The following is a 16,909-nucleotide window of genomic DNA, read 5'->3' as shown; positions in this document are numbered from 1 at the left end:
TACCGCCGTGATCGTCGCCCGGGACGCCGAGCGGGCCGCACTGCGAGCGGTGCTCGAGGCAGCGTGCCGCGGGGACGGCGGTGCCCTGGTGCTGACCGGTGAGCCGGGCGCCGGGAAGTCGGTGTTGCTCGCCGACGCCGTGGCGGCAGCTCCGCCCATGCGAGTGCTCCGCGTGCGGGGCGTCGAGTCCGAGTCACCGCTGGCGTTCGCCGCCCTCCACCGCCTGCTCCGCCCGCTGACGAGCCAGATCGAGACACTGCCGGCCCGGCAGGCGGCAGCACTGCGGGCGGCCCTCGGGCACGCCGACGACGCCGACGGCGGGGTGGACAGGTACCTCGTCTACCTCGCCGTCCTCACGCTGATCTCCGACGCCGCGGCCGCGTCCCCGACCGTCGTCGCGGTCGACGACGCACACTGGCTCGACGACGCCTCGCGGGAGGCCCTGCTGTTCGTCGCCCGGCGCACCGAGGGCGAGCACCTCGCCGTCGTGCTCGCGGTCCGCGACGACTCACCCGTCGACCCCGACCTGCCCACCCTGCCGGTCGGTGACCTGGACCCGGTCGGGACGCGCCTGCTGCTGACCGAGGCTGTCGGAGGGGACGTGCCGAGCGTTGTTGCGGCGGCACTGCACGCCCGAACGGGAGGCAACCCCCTCGCGCTTGCGGAGCTGGCCGGCGTCCTGCACCGCGACGTCCTGCTCGGCAGCATGCCGCTGCCGTCCGTGCTGCCGCTGACCGGAGGCGTCGAGGCGGCCTTCCTCGATCGCTACCGCAACCTGGGCGCGGCGGCACAGACCGTCGTGCTCGTCGCCGCGGCTGACGACACCGGGGAGCTGACGGTCGTGGAGACCGCCGCCCGCCGGCTCGGTTCCGGTGACCAGGCACTCGACGAGGCCGAGCGCTCCGGCCTGCTCGCCCGGCACGGCGGGCACGTGGAGCTGCGCCACCCGCTGGTCCGCTCCGCCGTCTACGGCGGAGCGACGACACCGCAGCGCCGGCAGGTGCACGCCGCACTGGCGCAGGCGTTGCTCGGGACGGCCTCCGTCGACCGTCGGGCGTGGCACCTGGCCGCAGCGGCCGACCAGCCCGACGAGACGATCGTCGGCGAGCTGGAAGCAGCGGCGCAGCGCTCGGCAGCCGTGGGCGGCCATGAGGCCGCGGCGGCGGCGTGGGAGCGGGCCGCGGAGCTCACGGTCGACGCGGACCACCGGGCCCGGTGCCTGCACAGCGCGGCAGCGGCGGCGTGGACTGCCGGCCGACCGGACCGGGCGGCCACTCTCGCGGACGCGGCACTCCTGTCCGCGGTCGACCCGGTCGTGCGCGCCGACGCCGCGTTGCTCCGCGCACGTGTCGAGTGGAACGCCGGTTCGGCGCAGCTCGCGCACCGGCGGCTGCTGCAGGAGGCCACCGCCGTATCGCCCCACGACCAGTCTAGGGCGAGGGAGATGGCGATGTTCGCCGCCTCCCTCGCCGCCACCGTGCCCGTCGAGGCGAACACCGACCCACTCTCGCTCGTCGGGACGCCGAGCACCGACCGGGAGCACTGCGTCGCAGACGTCCTTCGCGCGTTCGTCCACATCGCCCGGCACGAGTGGGCGGAGGCAGTGGTCGCGGTCCGGAGCGCGGAGTCGCACACCGACGACGCCGATCCGGGCCTGGACGGTCTGCAGGCGAACCTCGCGCTGGCGGCCATGCACGTCGGTCTCGACGACGTCGCCCTGCGCCTGCACGAACGGCTGCTCGGCAACGCGCGGGACGCGGGGTCTCTCGTCCTCGTCCTGTACGCGCTCACCCGCCGTGGCGGGCTCGACACCGTCCTGGGACGCTGGGACCAGCTCGCCGCAGGCGCGCAGGAGGCCCTCGGCCTCGCGGAGACCACGGGGCGACCCGACCTGACCGCGATGCCGCGTGCCTGGCTGGTGCTCGTCGCGGCGATGCGTGGGGAGCAGGACGCACCGGTGCACCTGGCGACGCTGGAGCGCACCGTCGCCGCGGGCCTCACGGGGACGACGTCGGCGTCGGTCGAGGACCAGCTCCGGTGGTCCCGCGCCCTCCTCGCAGACTCACCTGCCGATGCCCTGCACCACTACGAGGAGATGTCGCACGGGTTCGCCGAGCGGATGATCGCGGTCGACCGCATCGAGGTCGCCGTCCTCGCGGGTCGCCGCGACCTCGCCGAGCGCTGGCTGGACGAGATCGCCCACTTCGCCGAGGGCACCGGCTCCGCGTGGGCAGCGGCGGTCGCCGAGCACGGAACCGCGGTGCTCGCCGAAGGAGAGGACGTCGGCGTGCACCTGAGGCGGGCGCTCGAGCTGCACGTAGGCTCCGCGCGACGGGTCGACGAAGCGCGTACCCAGCTGGCCTACGGGGAGTGGCTGCGGCGCGAACGCCGCAGGGTGCACGCGCGCCCTCACCTGCGCACCGCGTTGAGGATCTTCGAGGACATCGGTGCCCGCCGATGGGCAGAGCGCGCGGCCCAGGAGCTGCGGGCCTCCGGTGAGCGGGCCAGGCGCCGGGACCCGGCACCGTCGGCGGCGCCATCGCTGACGCCCACGGAGAGCCAGGTGGCGGATCTCGTCGCTCGCGGCCTCGCGACACGGGAGGTCGCGGCGCAGCTCTACGTCAGCCCCCGCACGGTCGACTTCCACCTGCGCAACATCTTCGCCAAGCTCGGCGTGACCTCGCGGGCCGAGCTGGCGCACGTGCGGCTGGGATGAGAGCCGGGGACGCCCTCCATGCCCGGACGCAGCGGCGGGTCTCAGGAGCGCATCTCGGCCGGCGGCAGCCCCACCCGCACCGGCCCCGGCGTGGTGAGCGCGTCGACGGGCACGCCCTGCTGCGTCACCACGAGGATCCCCTCGTCGGCCAGCGCGCTCGCCACCGCACGGGCCACGGGCGTCAGCGCCTGACGCCGTTCCGGATCGACCGCTCCGGCCGCCTCGGATGGGCACAGCGTCTTGTCCGGCCCGCGCTCCTCGGCGATCCGCAGCAGCTCGGCGCGGAGCCGGTCCTGCAGCTCCTCGGTCGCCCCGAACGTCGCGACGGCGTCGTCCAGGCGCCGCAGGAAGCGGGCGAACCCGCGCCCGGCGCGGCCGTGCCGCCGGGAGGAGGTGATGACCCGGGTGCGGTCGGTGCTGGTCCACGGCAGCCCCGCCACGTCCCGCACGGCGTGCGCGAGCTGCACGTCCTCTCCGTCGTCGAGGTCGGCGAAGCCACCGGCGTCGTCGTAGGCGCTCAGCCGTACCCCGAGGTTGGCGCCGTGAATGCCCAGGTGCCCCTCGGCGAGGTGGTGCTGGGCGTGCCAGAGCCGGGCGGACTCGGAGCCGTCGTCGCGCGGCTCGACGGTGCCGAGCACCAGGTCCAGACCGCGGTCGGCGAGCGCCCGCTGCCCGGTGAGCCAGGTGGACGGCACGCGGGAGTCCGCGTCGGTGCTCCCCAGCCAGACGGTCGCGGGGGACAGGCCGCCTAGGACGTGGTGGGCGCGACCGGCGTCGACGCCGTCGCCACGTGCGCCGCCCAGGCTGTCGGCGTCGCTGTCCACGGTGACCCAGTGGACGCCCGGGTGGTTCCGGACAACCTCCGCCACCTCCTCGGCGGTGCGGTCCGTGCACCGGTGCAGGACGACCGCCACGACCACCGGGATGCCGATCTCACCGGCCGCGGCGCCGATGCTGCTCAGGCAGCCGGCGATCTCGTGCTCCTCGTCCCTCGCGGGCGCGACGACGAGAAGGCCCGAGAGGGCGGGGCGGTCCTCGGTCACGTCGCGGGGGAGCACGACGGCATCCTCACACCGCACCACGTGGTGAGCACGACGTCGTCCTCGACCAGGTGGCTGTGTCGCCGCAGACCCGCCGCGCTCAGCACCTCCTCGAGCACGCCGTGCACGTCGTCGCCGAGCAACGGCCAGCCGACGATCTCGTGGCGCCAGTGGCAGGCGAGCACGGTCGCTCGCGGCGCGCCGGAGACCAGCTCCGCGACCCGCCCGGCCAGGGCCCGCAGCCGGGCGGGGGAGAGGAAGTAGCCGACCTCGGAGAGCACGACGAGGTCCACGTCGCCGGGCATGTGCTCCTCGAGCAGCGCCCACTCCTCCGGCAGCGAGGCCCGCACCGTGCGCAGCCCGTCGGAGCCGTTGACGCGAGCCAGCGCGGCACTCGACTCGTCCACCGCCACGACCGTCCCGCACCGCGTGAGCAGGTCCTCGGCCAGCGCACCGACGGAGCAGCCGACCTCCACGCCGACGGCGTACCGCTCGTGGGGCAGCGCCGCCAGGGTGAGGGCGCGCTTGCGGTGTTCGTACCAGCTGGTGCGCACCTGCCACGGGTCCGCCTGGTCGGTGTGCAGCGGGTCGAAGGGGCTGGCCTCACCGGGCTCGGCGACCAGCAGCGTCTCCCACGGGCGGGCGAAGTGCGCCAGGACCTCGGCCGGCAGCAGCACCTCGTCCCCGGGCAGGTCGGAGAGCGGCGCGACCTGGGAGTGGTGGACTGCGAGGGCGCGTGCCTTGCGGTCGCGCTCCTCGGGGCCGAGATCCGCCCGTCGCACCGAGGCCCACGGCAGGACGTCGGGACCCTGCCAGTGCCACAGCCACACCGGGTACTCGAGCAGCCGGGTGTCGGTGCGCCACGCGGCGGCCGCCGCGGCCCGGGCGGCGGCCTCGTGGTCGGGGTGCTTGTCGTGGCGGTACGGCGCGACCAGCACGCTCTCGCCGGGCCGCACGAGCCGGACCAGCGCGGCGGTGAGCTCGTCCTGCTCGCCGGTGAGACCGCCGTCGGGCAGGCCGAGCAGGTGGAGGCGAGCGTGCGGGGCGAGCAGGCCGACGGCGTGCTCGGCCTCGCGTCGACGTGTCCGTGCGAGGTCGGCCGGGGTGTGGGTGGGGGAGTCCGGGTGGGAGGCGTCGCCGTCGGTGGCCACGACGATGTCGACGGCGACGTCGGTGGGCAAGCCGGCGAGCAGCCCGCCGAGGCCGAGGGTCTCGTCGTCGGGGTGCGCGGCGACCACGACGAGGTGGGCGATCTCGGTGAGGTCGAACGGCGCCGTGTCCTGCCACCGCGGGTCCTCGGCCCACCTGCTCTCGTCGGTCACCGGCTCGCCGAAGGGCGTCAGCTCCACGGCACCGGCATTCCGTCGACGAGGGCCTGCCCGACGACGGCGGCGTCCCGCTCGGCCTTGTGCTGCCGCAGGTAGAGCTGCAGGTCCGCCACCCGTGCGGCGTGCTGCTCCTCGCCCGCCAGTGGCCCGGGGCCGAGGGCGTGGGCGGCCAGCGCGAGCACGGCCTCGCAGGCGTCGTGGACGACGTGCCGGACGCGGACGCACCGCGCCCAGGCGTGCTCACCCTGCACGAGGCCGGCGTCGACGGCGGTGGCCGCGTCGGTGAGCACGGCGGCGGCAGCGGTGAGGTGCGTGTCGGCCTGGCCGAGGAGTGAGAGGGCGATCTGGTCGGGCGGCCGCTCGGTTGCGGCCTGCCGCATCCGGCGGGCCAGGCCGACTGCCCCGCCGAGCCAGCACGCGGCCACCCCGAGCCCGCCCCAGGCGAACCCGGGCCGCGAGAGGTACCACCCCGGCTCGCCGATGGGCACGGCCGGCACCTCGGTGAGCTGCAGCCCGGTGGACCGGACCGCGGAGAGGCCACGGGCGACCCACGGCTCGTCGACGAGCTCGACGCCGGGGTGGGACAGGTCGATCGCGGCCAGGATGCGACGGTCGTCGTCGACCCAGGCGGTGACCAGCGCGGAGTCGACGTGCTCGGCGAGGGAGCACCACGGCTTGCGCCCGGTGAGGAGCAGTCGGCCGGGTGCGGCTACCCGAGCCTCCAGCCGGGCGCCCGGCCCCTCGGCCGCGTAGACGCCCCAGGTACTGGCGGTGGGCGGCGTCGCGTGCCTCGCCTCGGCGGCCTGGGCGAGGATCGCGACGGCGTCCAGGTGCGGCTCGAGGGAGCGGGCGACGGTGATGTCGACCGCGGCCAGCTCGGCCAGGCCGCGCCAGAGCTCGGCGGTGCGCCCGCTGCCGGGGAGCGGGAGGACGACGGCTGCCTGGTCGGCGAGCGCGAGGGCGGCGACAGGGTCACCCCCGGCGGCGCGGGCGTCGTCGAGCAGTTGGGCGAGCCGGGGGTCGTGCGGTGACTGTGGGGTCCAGGGGGAGAGGCCGATCACCGCCCCATCGTGCCGTCTGCGCCGGGATGGTGCTGGGTGAGGCGCCCGGGACCGGCGGTGCGGGCGAGTGGTCGGCCCGGTGCTGCAGCCGACGAACGAGGACGTAGATCTGGCAACCCGGGCACCATCCGGTGGTCGCCCTGATCACGGCCCCTACTCCGGCGAGCGCGGTCATGGCGTAGCCCACGACGTCCACGTCGACGATCAACGCGACCAGCGCCACGGCGGTGAGCACGAAGCCGATGAACTGAGCGAAGCGCGCCGGGCGAGCATCCTCCAACGCGGTTACGGGCCCGATCCTTGGCCAGATGACACGGGCGAAGAGCTGCGCCCACACGGACCAGTGCATGCTCACGAACGCGGTGAACCCGTACATCGCGACCTGGGAGGCGAGCAGGCCCAGCGCCAGAGGTCGGACGGCGTCGATGGTGAGCAGCACGACGGCGAGAACGGCGGCCGTCGCTGCGGCGGTGAATCGCAGGGCGCGCGGATCGACCTGTCCGCGCAGTGGGCACGAGGTGATGCCGAGGCCGGCCACGATGACGCTCCTGACGGTGCGGACCGCTGGCGACTGGTGGCCCCCGCTCGGCGAGATGCCAGCGTCGCATCGCCGAGCACGCCTACGTCCATGGCTGCGTGATGTCTCAATCTAGCACCGGCGCCGCTCGCCGATCGGAGGTCGTCGACCTGCCTCCGCGATGGCAGGACGACGACGCGTGGGCGCCACCGTCGTCGTCCTCTGCCAGGAGGGTATGGCGGCACGGAAGGGCCAGACTGGAGGCCATGACGCACACGTGGGTGCCGCCGTCGTCGGGCCAAGGAACGACATGAAGCTGTCCGTCGAGGAGGCGCGCACCCGGCTGGCCGCGTACGACCACGGCGTCCTCGGGTCGGTCCACCCCGATCGGGGTGTGGACGCCGTGCCGGTTGCCTTCGCGGTCGACGAGGACGGCTTCGTCGGCGTGCCGGTCGACACCGTGAAAGCGAAGGTCGCGTTCCGGCTGCAGCGCGAACGCAACCTGGAGGCGGACCCGCGCGCTGTCCTGCTGGTCCACCACTGGGACCGCGACGACTGGTCGCAGCTCTGGTGGGTCCGGGCCGAGCTGACCTGGGAGCGAGACGCAACCCCGGGCCGGCAAGCGGCGCTCGCAGCACGCCTTGCTGGGCGCTACCCGCAGTACCGGGACCACCCCTTCGCCCGGGTGCTCGTGCTGCGGATCGTCGGGGTGACGGGGTGGGTGGCGGGGGAGTGAGCCTGCCGGAAAGGCCGTTGGGCGGCCGCCCCGGCCGAGTTGGCGGGTCCTGAGAGCCGGAGCAAGCAGGCGGGTCTTGACTTCGCGGGCACCGGCAGTGCAGGCTGTGCCCAAACGTTTAGCCCGAACGTTTTGGCACCGACCTCGAGCGACACTCAAAGGAGACCCGGCGATGATGCCAAGGCAGCGAAAGAACCCCTACCTCGCACTCCCTGCGGCAGGCGTCGCCCTGGCGCTCGGCCTGAGCGCGTGCGGTGCCGGCGACGCCTCGGCGCCCGCCGGTGAGGGCCTGACCGTGCTGGTGGAAGGCGGTGGGCGAGCGGTCCTCACCCCCATCGCGGAGGCGTTCGAGGCGGAGACCGGCACGTCGGTCACCTTCGTCGAGCTTCCCTACGAGTCCCTCTTCGATCGGCTGAACACCGAGCTCTCCGCAGGAAACGTCAGCTTCGACGTGGCAGCGCTCGACGCCATCTGGCTCAGCGCCTTCGGTCCTGGGATGGAACCGCTCGACGACATGTTCACGGACTCGGTGCAGGGCGACCTGTTCCCCGCTCTGATCGAGGAGGCACAGGTCGGCGGGCACTTCGTCGGCATGCCCGCGTGGACGAACGCCCAGATCCTCTACTACCGCACGGATCTCTTCTCCGATCCCGAGCAGCAGGAGGCCTTCAGCGCCGAGTACGGCCGCGAGCTCGCTCCGCCCACCACGTGGGAGGAGTACATGGAGGTTGCCGAGTTCTTCACCCAGGACACGGACGGTGACGGAACCACCGACCTGTACGGCGCCGACGTCAAGGGTGCGGTGGAGACCGAGTGGCTCTCCCTGGTGCTCCAGGCGGGCGCGGAGAACATGGTCCTCGACGCCGACGGGAACGTCATCGTCAACGACGCCGACCACAAGGCCGCGCTCGACGCCTACATCGCCCCGGTCGAGGCCGACATCGCGCCGGCGGGTGCCTCTCAGGTCGACTGGGCCACGGCACAGAACTCCTTCAACCAGGGCCAGCTCGCCATGACCCGGTTCTGGGCGCACGCGTACGCGCAGATCCCGGAGGACTCGCCCGTGCACGGCAACGTCGGGGTGACCACCATGCCGGCCGGACCCGGGGGTGAAGCGGCGGTCCCCGGTGCCTGGTATCTCTCGGTGCCGGAGGCAACGGCGAACCAGGAGCAGGCCAAGGAGTTCGTCCAGTTCGTGTTCGATCATAACGAGCTCGGTCTGGACACCGATCTCGGGCTTGCCGCCACGGTGTCCGCTCTCGAGTCCGGTGACGCATCCGAGCGGCCGAACCTGGCCGCGCTGATCGCCGCCCTCGACGCGCCTGGCACCACCCCTCGACCCGCCACGGAGCGCTGGCAGGAGATCGTCGACGCCGTCCTCATCCCGATGCTCCAGGAGGCGACGACGGGCGGCGCCGACACGCAGGCGCTGCTCGACCGCGCGGCGGAGCAGATCGAGGCCATCGTCAACTGACGGGTCGCCTGCTGGAGTCCCGGGGCCTCACGCCCCGTGCCTTCAGCAGGCACCGGAATCCGACGATCACTCACGGAAAGGACCCCTGTGCGAGCATCGGATCGTCGCTTTGCGTTGGCGCTCATCGCGCCCGCGACTCTCTTCCTCGTCGTCTTCGTCGCATGGCCGCTCGCCCGGCTGGTGTACGACAGCTTCTTCCAGATCTCCCCGATCGCGGGTGGGGCACGCGAGTTCATCGGCCTGGACAACTACGCGCAGATCTTCGCGAGCCCCACGTTCCAGGGTGCGGCCGGGCGAACCGTGGCGTACACGGCCATCGTCATCACCTTCGAGTTCGTGCTGGGGTTCGCGGTCGCCCTGCTCTTCACGGCGCTCGGGAGGAAGTCGGCGATCTTCCGCACGATCTTCCTCTACCCGCTGATGATCGCGCCCGTGGTCGCCGGTCTGCTCTGGCGGTTCCTGCTCATCGACAATCTCGGCATCGTCAACCACGTCCTGCACCGCGTGGGACTGCTCGACTCGCCGGGAGACATCGGGTGGCTGTCCGACCCGAGCATCGTGCTGTGGGCCGTGGCGATCCCGGACATCTGGCTGACCACGTCCTTCATGACCCTCATCATCTTCGCCGGGCTGCAGAACATCCCCGGCGACGTGCTCGAGGCGGCGCGCCTCGACGGTGCAGCGTTCCCCACCGTGCTCGTCCGGATCATCATCCCGCTGCTGCGGCCCGTCATCGCCGTCGCACTGATCGTGCGTGGGATCGACGCCGCCAAGGCGTTCGACATCATCCTCATCCAGACCGGAGGCGGCCCGCAGAACGCCTCCCAGACGCTGTCCCTCCTCATCCACCAGACGATGGTCCGATTCGGCGACCCTGGGCAGGCATCTGCGATGGGAACCGTGTACCTCCTGGCGATGATGATCGTCGCCGGGCTGGCCGTCTGGTTCATCTGGCGACCCGGAGCTAAGTCATGAACGGCCTGACCGTCCGCCGTCCCGCGACCAAGACCCTACTGTGGGTCCTGCTGGTTGTCGCCGTCGTGCTGTACGCGGCGCCGTTCCTCTACCTGTTGCTGACCAGCTTCAAGACGCCCTTCGAGACACTGGCAGTCCCGCCGCGGGTCCTGCCGTCCCGGTGGACGGCCGAGAACTACGTGACGGCGTTGGAGCGCACAGGCGTCATCGCGTCCTTCGTCAACAGCACGACGACGGCGATCATCTCCACCCTGATGTCGCTCGTGCTTGCGACGCCCGCCGCCTACGCCATCACCCGGTTCCGGACCCGCAGCGGCCAGCTGCTGACGATGACGGCGCTGATCACCCGGATGGTGCCACCCGTGGCCGTCGGCGTGCCGATGATGTCGATCGTCGCGTCGATGCGCTTGACCGACACTCCGACGGGGCTGGCGATCGCCCACACGACGATCTCGCTGCCGCTGTCCATCCTGCTCATGGCGAGCTTCTTCGAAGCCGTTCCCGTCGAGATCGAGGAGGCCGCGAAGATGGACGGCTGCGGTCGGCTGCGTGCCCTGTGGTCGGTGGTCATGCCGGTCGTCTCGGGTGGGGTGGCGGTCACCGCGATCTTTGCGTTCCTCGCCTCGTGGAACGAGTTCCTCTTCGCCACCCTGCTCACGTCGGTGCGGGCGCAGACCACGCCCATCATGATCGCGAACTTCCAGACCCAGTTCGGGCTCGACTGGGGCCCGATGACAGCGCTGGCGACCCTCTACTCGGTGCCCGTCATCGTGCTCACCATGATCCTGCAGCGTCACATCGTGGCCGGTCTGACCCTCGGCGCCGTCAAGGGTTGAGAACGCCTAGAAAAGGGAAGGAGAACCATGCCGAGCGACAACCACTACGACGTGACGACGTGGCCCGTCGGGGACCCGCACGAGGACATCGGCGAGGTCATCAACGCCATCATCGCCGACATCAAGGACCGGCAGGCTGCCACCGACGTGAACGAGGGTGGAAAGCCCGGTGCGGTCATCTACATCCCACCGGGTGACTATCGCCTCCGGACCCAGGTCGTCATCGACATCAGCTACCTCAGGATCCAGGGTTCGGGACACGGCTTCACGTCCTCGAGCATCCGGTTCAACGTTCCCGAGGAGGAGTGGCCGGACCTGCACGAGCTGTGGCCCGGAGGCAGTCGCGTCCTCGTCGACATTCCCCTCGCGGACGGGGACGGGGAGTCCGCGGGGGCCGCTTTCCACGTCGAGCGGAGCGGGAGCCCGCGCCTGAGCTCGGTGGAGTTCGTCGATTTCTGCATCGACGGTCTGCATTTCGCCGCGGATGGCTCCGGCCTGCACCCGGAGAACACCTACGTCAACGGCAAGACGGGTATCCACGTCGCAAGTGCCAACGACTCGTTCCGTGTCACGGGCATGGGCTTCGTCTATCTCGAGCACGCCCTGACGATCTACCACGCGGACGCCCTGTCCGTGCACGGCAATTTCATCGCTGAGTGCGGGAGCTGCGTGGAGCTGCGTGGGTGGGGGCAGGCGTCAAAGGTCACCGACAACTTGATCGGTGCGGGATTCAAGGGGCACTCGATCTACGCCGAGAACCATGGCGGCCTCCTCATCACCGCGAACAACGTCTTTCCGCGCGGTGCGAGCAGCGTGCACCTCGACGGCGTCACGCGTTCGAGTGTCACCAACAACCGCTTGCACTCGTTCTATCCTGGAATGATGGTTCTCTCGTCGAATAGTTCCGAGAACCTCATCGCGACGAATCACTTCTTGCGTGATCACGAGCCGTGGACTCCGTTCCTCGAAGTCGACAACGGGCTGGACGATCTCCACGGGCTTCTCCATGTGAGCGGCAGCAATAACTCGGTCATCGGCAACCACTTCTCCGAGGTCATCGACTCCCACCGCATCCGGCCGACAGGGGCGACCCCGGTCGTCGTCCGCCTGGCAGCGGGCGGCGGCAACTACATCTCGAGCAATCACGTGGTGGCGATGGACGTTGACACCACGTCGAGTGACTCCTGCTTCTCGGCTCAGGTGGATGCGCTCCTGACGACCGAGGCCTCGGACGCCCTTACGGTGACAACCGTCGTGGTCGGCCCGGAGTCGTCGCGGAACACCATCCTCGACTCTGGGACCGACGATCAGGTTGTCGCGGACAGGACCGTCAATGCGGTCAGGCCGACGCCCGCGGTCGGCATGTAGCGGCGCATGACTCCGCCGGCCCGGCATCCCGCTCCGGCCGGCGGTCCGGGATCGCGACTCATCGAGGACGACGCCGCACACAGGCGAAGAGAGCTGGAGAATGAAGAAGCAACGAGTGACGATACGACAGGTCGCAGCAGAGGCTGGGGTGTCGATCACGACCGTCTCCCACGTCCTCAACGACGTGCCCGGAGTGCGGGTCAACCCAGCGACGCGCCAGCGCATCAAGGAGACATCGGCCCGGCTGGGGTACGTCCCGAACCAGCTCGCGCAGTCGTTGCGCACCCAGCGGTCGAACACCATCGGGCTGATCGGCGACGAGATCGTCACGACGCCGTTCGCCGGAAAGCTCATCCTCGGCGCCCAGGAGGTGGCGCTGTCGCGCGACGCGGTGGTGTTCGTCGTGTCGACGGGATACCAGCGTGACGTCGAGGACCGCGAGATCGAGGAGCTCCTCCGTCGTCAGGTCGACGGAGTGCTCTACGCCTCGATGTTCCACCGCGAGGTCCAGCTGCCCCCGCAGCTCGCGTCGGTCCCCACGGTGCTGCTGAACGCGGAGAGTGCCACTGCGGGCGTGCCCTGGGTAGCGCCGGACGAGGTGGCCGGCGGGCACGACGCCGCAGAAGTCCTCCTGAGCGCCGGCCACCGGCGCCTAGGGTTCATCAACAACGTCGATGACATTCCCGCCTCCTCGGGCCGCCTCGAGGGGTTCCGGGCGCGCGTCGCGGAGTACGGCATGGCCGCTGACGACGTGGCCGTCGTGGCCGCTGAGACCGATCCCGCCGGGGGGTATCAGGCGGCCAAGGAGCTCCTCACCCGTGAACAGCCGCCCACGGCCATCTTCTGCTTCAACGACCGCCTCGCGATGGGCGCCTACCGGGCCGCCGCCGAGCTGGGGCTGCGCATCCCGCAGGACGTCTCTGTCGTCGGGTTCGACAACCAGGAGTTCGTCGCCGACGGCGTCTTCCCCGGCCTGACCACCGTCGAGCTCCCGCACTACGACATGGGCGTATGGGCCGCCGAACAGCTCTTCAGGCAGATCGACGGCGCAACCGGCGACGCGCCGACGGCGCGTCTACGCGGCCCCGTCATCCACCGCGAGTCCGTCGCGGCACCCGTCGACGCGCCGCCGCTCCCTCTCTAGCACCGACCCGAAAGGCCGCAATTTCATGTCGAACGTCCTGTCCGATGCCTGGACCTGGGACATGTGGTTCGCCGATGACGGCGAGCAGTACCACGCCTTCTACTTGAAGGCATCCCGCGCGTTGGGGAACCCCGATCGCCGCCACTTCTACGTCACCGTCGGCCACGCGGTCTCCGACGACCTGCACACCTGGCACGAGGTGGCCGATGCGCTGATCGCGTCGGACCAGCCCGCCTTCGACGACTACACCACGTGGACCGGGTCCATCGTCAGGGACACGGACGGCACCTGGCGCATGTTCTACACCGGGACCACGCGGGCCGAGAACGCGACCGTCCAGCGCGTGGGTGTCGCGACGTCACCAGACCTCTACACCTGGACCAAGCAAGGCAGCGACGCCCTGTGCGAGGCGGACGCACGGTGGTACGAGAAGTTCGACGGGCTGAGCTGGCCCGACGAGGCGTGGCGCGATCCGTGGGTGTTCGCCCACGGGGGGCAGTGGCACATGCTTATCACCGCCCGCTCCAACGGCGGCGCCCTCGACGATCGCGGCGTGATCGGCCACGCGACGTCGCCCGATCTCCACACGTGGACGGTGCAGCCGCCACGCTCGCAACCGGGCGCCGGGTTCGGCCACCTCGAGGTGCCGCAGGTTGCGACGGTCGACGGGCGTCACGTCCTCATCTTCTCCTCCCTGCACGGGGAGCTGACCGCTGCCCGGCGCGACGCCGGTGAACGCGGCGGCGTGTGGTCGGTCCCGATCGATTCCCCGGTCGGCCCCTACGACATCGCCGGAGCCACGCGGCTGACGGACGAGTCGCTCTACGCCGGCCGACTGCTCCGCGACCGCGACGGCTCCTGGTGGCTCTTCGCGTTCAACCATGTCGACGACGCGGGGGAGTTCATCGGCTCGCTGTCCGACCCGCTGCCCGTGGGCTGGGACCGCACCGGGCGGCTGCGGGTCACCGACGGCCGTTTCGGCGATCTCCGGTAGGGGAGGGCAGCCGTGGGAAGGCTCCTCATGATCGGTGAGGCACTGGTTGACATCGTCGAGAGCCCGGACGGTACGCGCACGCAGCACCCGGGTGGCAGCCCGGCCAACGTCGCCCTGACGGCGGCACGCCTCGGCAGTCGGGCAGAGCTGCTCACGTGGCTCGGCGACGACGAGCTGGGTCGAACCGTCACCGACCACCTGGCCGGGTCCGGCGTCGTCGTGCTCCCGCAGTCCTTGGGCGCGGCACGTACCCCGACCGCTCGTGCTCGGATCGATCACGACGGCGCAGCCACCTACGAGTTCGACCTAGCCTGGCAGCTCGCCCCCGTCGACATCGAGGACTCCTTCGCGGTCGTCCACACAGGATCCATCGCTGCCGTCGCGGCGACGGACCCTCCCGGCGCGCTCGGGACCCTGCTCGCTGAGGCCCGCGAGGTAGCGACGATCACCTACGACCCGAACCTCCGGCCCACGGTCATGGGACCCGCCGGGGCGGTCCGCGCCGACGTCGAGGCGCTCGTCGCTGCATCCGACGTCGTCAAGGTCTCCGACGAGGACCTCGCGTGGCTCCACCCCGGTGAGGACCCCGCGGAGGTCGTCGCTGACTGGGTCGCCGAGCACGGCCTCGCGCTGGGGATCGTCACGCGCGGCGCGGCCGGTCCACTCGCGCTGCTGCCCGGAGGGCAGCGTGTCGAGGTGGCAGCGCCGCGCGTCGCCGTCGTCGACACGGTCGGAGCCGGTGACTCCTTCATGGGCGCGCTCATTCACGATCTCGACGTTCGCGGACTCACTGGAGCGCGCAACCGCAGGCGGCTGCACGCAGTCTCAGTGCACGAGGCCACGGAGATCCTCGCCTTTGCGGCACAGGTCGCCGCCGTCACGGTGAGCCGGGCCGGCGCCAACCCGCCCAGCTCGGCGGAGGTGCGCGGCTCCCTCACCTGAGGCCCATAGTCAACACTGCGAGCGAGGCTCGCACCGCGGGTACTGCGGCGGTGATCTTTGCGGAACGACGGCTGGGTCTCCTCATCTTTTCCGTCCCTCAGGCGCCCGTCGTCCGAAACATGCTCCGGCAAGACGTCACCCGGCGATGCCGGTTCGCCTCCTTCTTCCCTGCTGATTCGCTCAAAAAGACGACAGGCCGCGCCGTAGAATTGAGTGCTCCGCGCTCACCGTCGTGCGCCGGAGCAACGACGCTTCCAGCCCCGAAGGGATCTTCGATGTCCGACGATGAGACGCGCACCGCTCAGATTGCCGACGAGAGTGTGCACGACAACGAGGTGGCGGCAGCCGAGGACGAGGTCTTGGAACTCGACTCTGAGGAGTCGAATATCGATCGCAATGCGGTACGGCGCGAACTAGCGCGAGTGAAGGACTTCGTGCAGCAACTCTCGCTCGAAGATATCCGTGACGGAGAGTGGTTTGCGCGGCTCCTGACCTTCTCGCTCGGGAAGTACGTGCGGGAGGTCGACGCCGCGTACTTCCGCGCGAAATATCCGGACTTGCCTCCTGACGCCGTGGTTGAGGCCCGGATCCGAATGGCGGCGCGCTACTCCAGCATCGAGGGAAGTCTCAGCGCAGCCGCGTACACCGGAGCGGTCGCCGCAACGATCGGCAGCGGCGGCGGGGCCTCACCGCTCACTCTGCCAGCCGGTGGCGCCAGCTTTGTTGCGGACCTGGTCTTCACCACCCAGATTCAATTGAGGCTGGCTTACGACATCTCGGTCCTCTACGGCGTGCAGCTCGACATGGACGATCCCGAGGACCTGTGGAAGCTCATCAGAGTCGCTTTCGTAGTTAAGGCGGGCGAAGCCGGCCGAGGCGCCTTCGCAAAGGGCGTCCCGGTGTTCGTTCGCCCCGTTCTGAAGAAGATCTTCCGTGGCGGTACTCTTTCGGCCGTCAAGAGCCTTCCGGTGGTGGGGAAGTACTTGCTTCAGCGAAACATTATAAAGTTCGGGATTCCAGCGGTCGGTGTGCCCGTATCTGCTGGAGTGAACTACTGGTCCACCAAGGTCGCCGGTGCGCACGCCAGGGCGGTTTTCCGCGAAGAGGCGCGTATCGCCGAGGCAGCACGCCGCATGACTGAACGCACGGCACACCACACCGAACTGCTGTGGACGATGTGGCTGGTGATCGTGGCAGATGGCGTGATTCACGAGAGCGAGAGCCTGCTGCTTGCCCACGTCACAAAGATGGTGGGCGAACGGGGCAGTGCTCTGCCGGCACTTGCCGAGCTGAGAGCAACCATCGACATCGATGAGGAGGAGGTCTGGTCGCTGCTCGCTACGGCTCCGCATAGTCTCCGCGAAATCTACGACGCCGGCGTCGTGACGGCGGCGATTGACGGCAAGATCCACGGTAGTGAGCTCGCGATACTGAAGAAGCTGGCCGAACACTGCTCGGCAGACTTCCACGAGGAATCGATTCGAGCGGCCGCGCGCTCTTAGCACTAACCGAAAGGCAAGGCATTCCCCCCCCTGCGTTGAGCTGACTTCCGGACGAATTCTGCATCCGTGCAATCCCGAGCCCGGTGAAGACGTTGTATCGGTAGTCGCCGTGACTGGCGTGCGATGCTGGCCGTTGAGCGGGGCCAGGCGAGTGCGGTCTCAACGGCGGGGCAGTGTGGCCGCTCTTCCCGCCCAGTGAAGCAAACCCCCGCAGAGGGTCGTCGAACTGCCGAAGTCACGGCTGACCGAGAAGAACTCGATAATCGTGTTCTGGTC

14 protein-coding genes are annotated in these 16,909 nt (G+C 70.5%); 10 read left to right on the top strand and 4 right to left on the bottom strand.

Features of this window, described 5'->3' with window-relative positions; all coding sequences use genetic code 11:
- The first annotated feature begins 7 nt into the window (after nt 1-7).
- On the top strand, nt 8-2,716 hold the full coding sequence (locus tag VR894_RS11515; RefSeq protein ID WP_324651692.1) for a helix-turn-helix transcriptional regulator: 2,709 nt from the start codon (nt 8-10) through the stop codon (nt 2,714-2,716).
- A 41-nt stretch (nt 2,717-2,757) separates the two neighbouring features.
- On the opposite strand, the gene VR894_RS11510 is transcribed toward VR894_RS11515, so the two are convergent.
- Genes VR894_RS11510 through VR894_RS11495 form a run of 4 tightly spaced genes read right to left on the bottom strand, consistent with a single transcriptional unit; the run spans nt 2,758 to nt 6,683 of the window.
- Nucleotides 2,758-3,774: a DUF3253 domain-containing protein gene (locus tag VR894_RS11510; protein WP_324651691.1), complete on the bottom strand. Its 1,017-nt coding sequence runs from the start codon at nt 3,772-3,774 to the stop codon at nt 2,758-2,760.
- On the bottom strand, nt 3,756-5,105 hold the full coding sequence (locus tag VR894_RS11505) for a bifunctional PIG-L family deacetylase/class I SAM-dependent methyltransferase (RefSeq protein ID WP_324651689.1): 1,350 nt from the start codon (nt 5,103-5,105) through the stop codon (nt 3,756-3,758). Before VR894_RS11505 ends, VR894_RS11510 begins: the two co-directional genes overlap by 19 nt.
- Nucleotides 5,096-6,145, bottom strand: coding sequence for an acyl-CoA dehydrogenase (locus VR894_RS11500; protein WP_324651687.1), 1,050 nt, complete (start codon nt 6,143-6,145; stop codon nt 5,096-5,098). The genes VR894_RS11505 and VR894_RS11500 overlap by 10 nt, the downstream gene beginning before the upstream one ends.
- The gene (locus VR894_RS11495) at nt 6,057-6,683 is read right to left on the bottom strand and encodes a DUF4395 domain-containing protein (protein WP_324651686.1); all 627 of its coding nucleotides are present in this window, start codon (nt 6,681-6,683) and stop codon (nt 6,057-6,059) included. The genes VR894_RS11500 and VR894_RS11495 overlap by 89 nt, the downstream gene beginning before the upstream one ends.
- 289 nt (nt 6,684-6,972) lie before the next feature.
- Here VR894_RS11495 and VR894_RS11490 point away from each other — a divergent pair, with 289 nt between their 5' ends.
- The 9 genes from VR894_RS11490 (at nt 6,973) to VR894_RS11450 (ending at nt 16,633) form a co-directional block, all read left to right on the top strand.
- Nucleotides 6,973-7,398 (top strand): pyridoxamine 5'-phosphate oxidase family protein, encoded by a 426-nt coding sequence (locus VR894_RS11490; protein ID WP_324651684.1) that lies wholly within the window; start codon nt 6,973-6,975, stop codon nt 7,396-7,398.
- A gap of 175 nt (nt 7,399-7,573) precedes the next feature.
- The gene (locus tag VR894_RS11485) at nt 7,574-8,872 is read left to right on the top strand and encodes a sugar ABC transporter substrate-binding protein (RefSeq protein ID WP_324651682.1); all 1,299 of its coding nucleotides are present in this window, start codon (nt 7,574-7,576) and stop codon (nt 8,870-8,872) included.
- Between the two features lie 87 nt (nt 8,873-8,959).
- The gene (locus tag VR894_RS11480; RefSeq protein WP_324651680.1) at nt 8,960-9,847 is read left to right on the top strand and encodes a sugar ABC transporter permease; all 888 of its coding nucleotides are present in this window, start codon (nt 8,960-8,962) and stop codon (nt 9,845-9,847) included.
- The gene (locus VR894_RS11475) at nt 9,844-10,683 is read left to right on the top strand and encodes a carbohydrate ABC transporter permease (protein ID WP_324651678.1); all 840 of its coding nucleotides are present in this window, start codon (nt 9,844-9,846) and stop codon (nt 10,681-10,683) included. The genes VR894_RS11480 and VR894_RS11475 overlap by 4 nt, the downstream gene beginning before the upstream one ends.
- Before the next feature lie 27 nt (nt 10,684-10,710).
- Complete coding sequence (locus VR894_RS11470) at nt 10,711-12,051, top strand: NosD domain-containing protein (RefSeq protein WP_324651676.1); 1,341 nt, start codon at nt 10,711-10,713, stop codon at nt 12,049-12,051.
- Between the two features lie 100 nt (nt 12,052-12,151).
- On the top strand, nt 12,152-13,195 hold the full coding sequence (locus VR894_RS11465; RefSeq protein WP_324651675.1) for a LacI family DNA-binding transcriptional regulator: 1,044 nt from the start codon (nt 12,152-12,154) through the stop codon (nt 13,193-13,195).
- Between the two features lie 25 nt (nt 13,196-13,220).
- Complete coding sequence (locus tag VR894_RS11460; RefSeq protein ID WP_324651674.1) at nt 13,221-14,189, top strand: glycosyl hydrolase family 32; 969 nt, start codon at nt 13,221-13,223, stop codon at nt 14,187-14,189.
- Nucleotides 14,190-14,201: 12 nt separating this feature from the next.
- Nucleotides 14,202-15,131, top strand: coding sequence for a carbohydrate kinase (locus tag VR894_RS11455; protein WP_324651672.1), 930 nt, complete (start codon nt 14,202-14,204; stop codon nt 15,129-15,131).
- Between the two features lie 275 nt (nt 15,132-15,406).
- Entirely contained in the window at nt 15,407-16,633 is a 1,227-nt protein-coding gene (locus VR894_RS11450; protein ID WP_324651671.1) for a hypothetical protein, read from the top strand.
- Nucleotides 16,634-16,909: the final 276 nt, after the last annotated feature.

Origin of the sequence: Georgenia sp. H159, from assembly GCF_035607575.1 — a bacterium.
GTDB lineage: Bacteria > Actinomycetota > Actinomycetes > Actinomycetales > Actinomycetaceae > Oceanitalea.
This window is presented reverse-complemented; position numbering and strand designations above follow the sequence as displayed.

Bases quoted from the DNA above. Each gene is read 5' to 3' on its own strand.
- VR894_RS11475 (WP_324651678.1), top strand. From the start codon at position 9,844: ATGAACGGCCTGACCGTCCGCCGTCCCGCGACCAAGACCCTACTGTGG.
- VR894_RS11465 (WP_324651675.1), top strand. From the start codon at position 12,152: ATGAAGAAGCAACGAGTGACGATACGACAGGTCGCAGCAGAGGCTGGG.
- VR894_RS11485 (WP_324651682.1), top strand. From the start codon at position 7,574: ATGCCAAGGCAGCGAAAGAACCCCTACCTCGCACTCCCTGCGGCAGGC.
- VR894_RS11470 (WP_324651676.1), top strand. From the start codon at position 10,711: ATGCCGAGCGACAACCACTACGACGTGACGACGTGGCCCGTCGGGGAC.
- VR894_RS11460 (WP_324651674.1), top strand. From the start codon at position 13,221: ATGTCGAACGTCCTGTCCGATGCCTGGACCTGGGACATGTGGTTCGCC.
- VR894_RS11490 (WP_324651684.1), top strand. From the start codon at position 6,973: ATGAAGCTGTCCGTCGAGGAGGCGCGCACCCGGCTGGCCGCGTACGAC.
- VR894_RS11450 (WP_324651671.1), top strand. From the start codon at position 15,407: ATGTCCGACGATGAGACGCGCACCGCTCAGATTGCCGACGAGAGTGTG.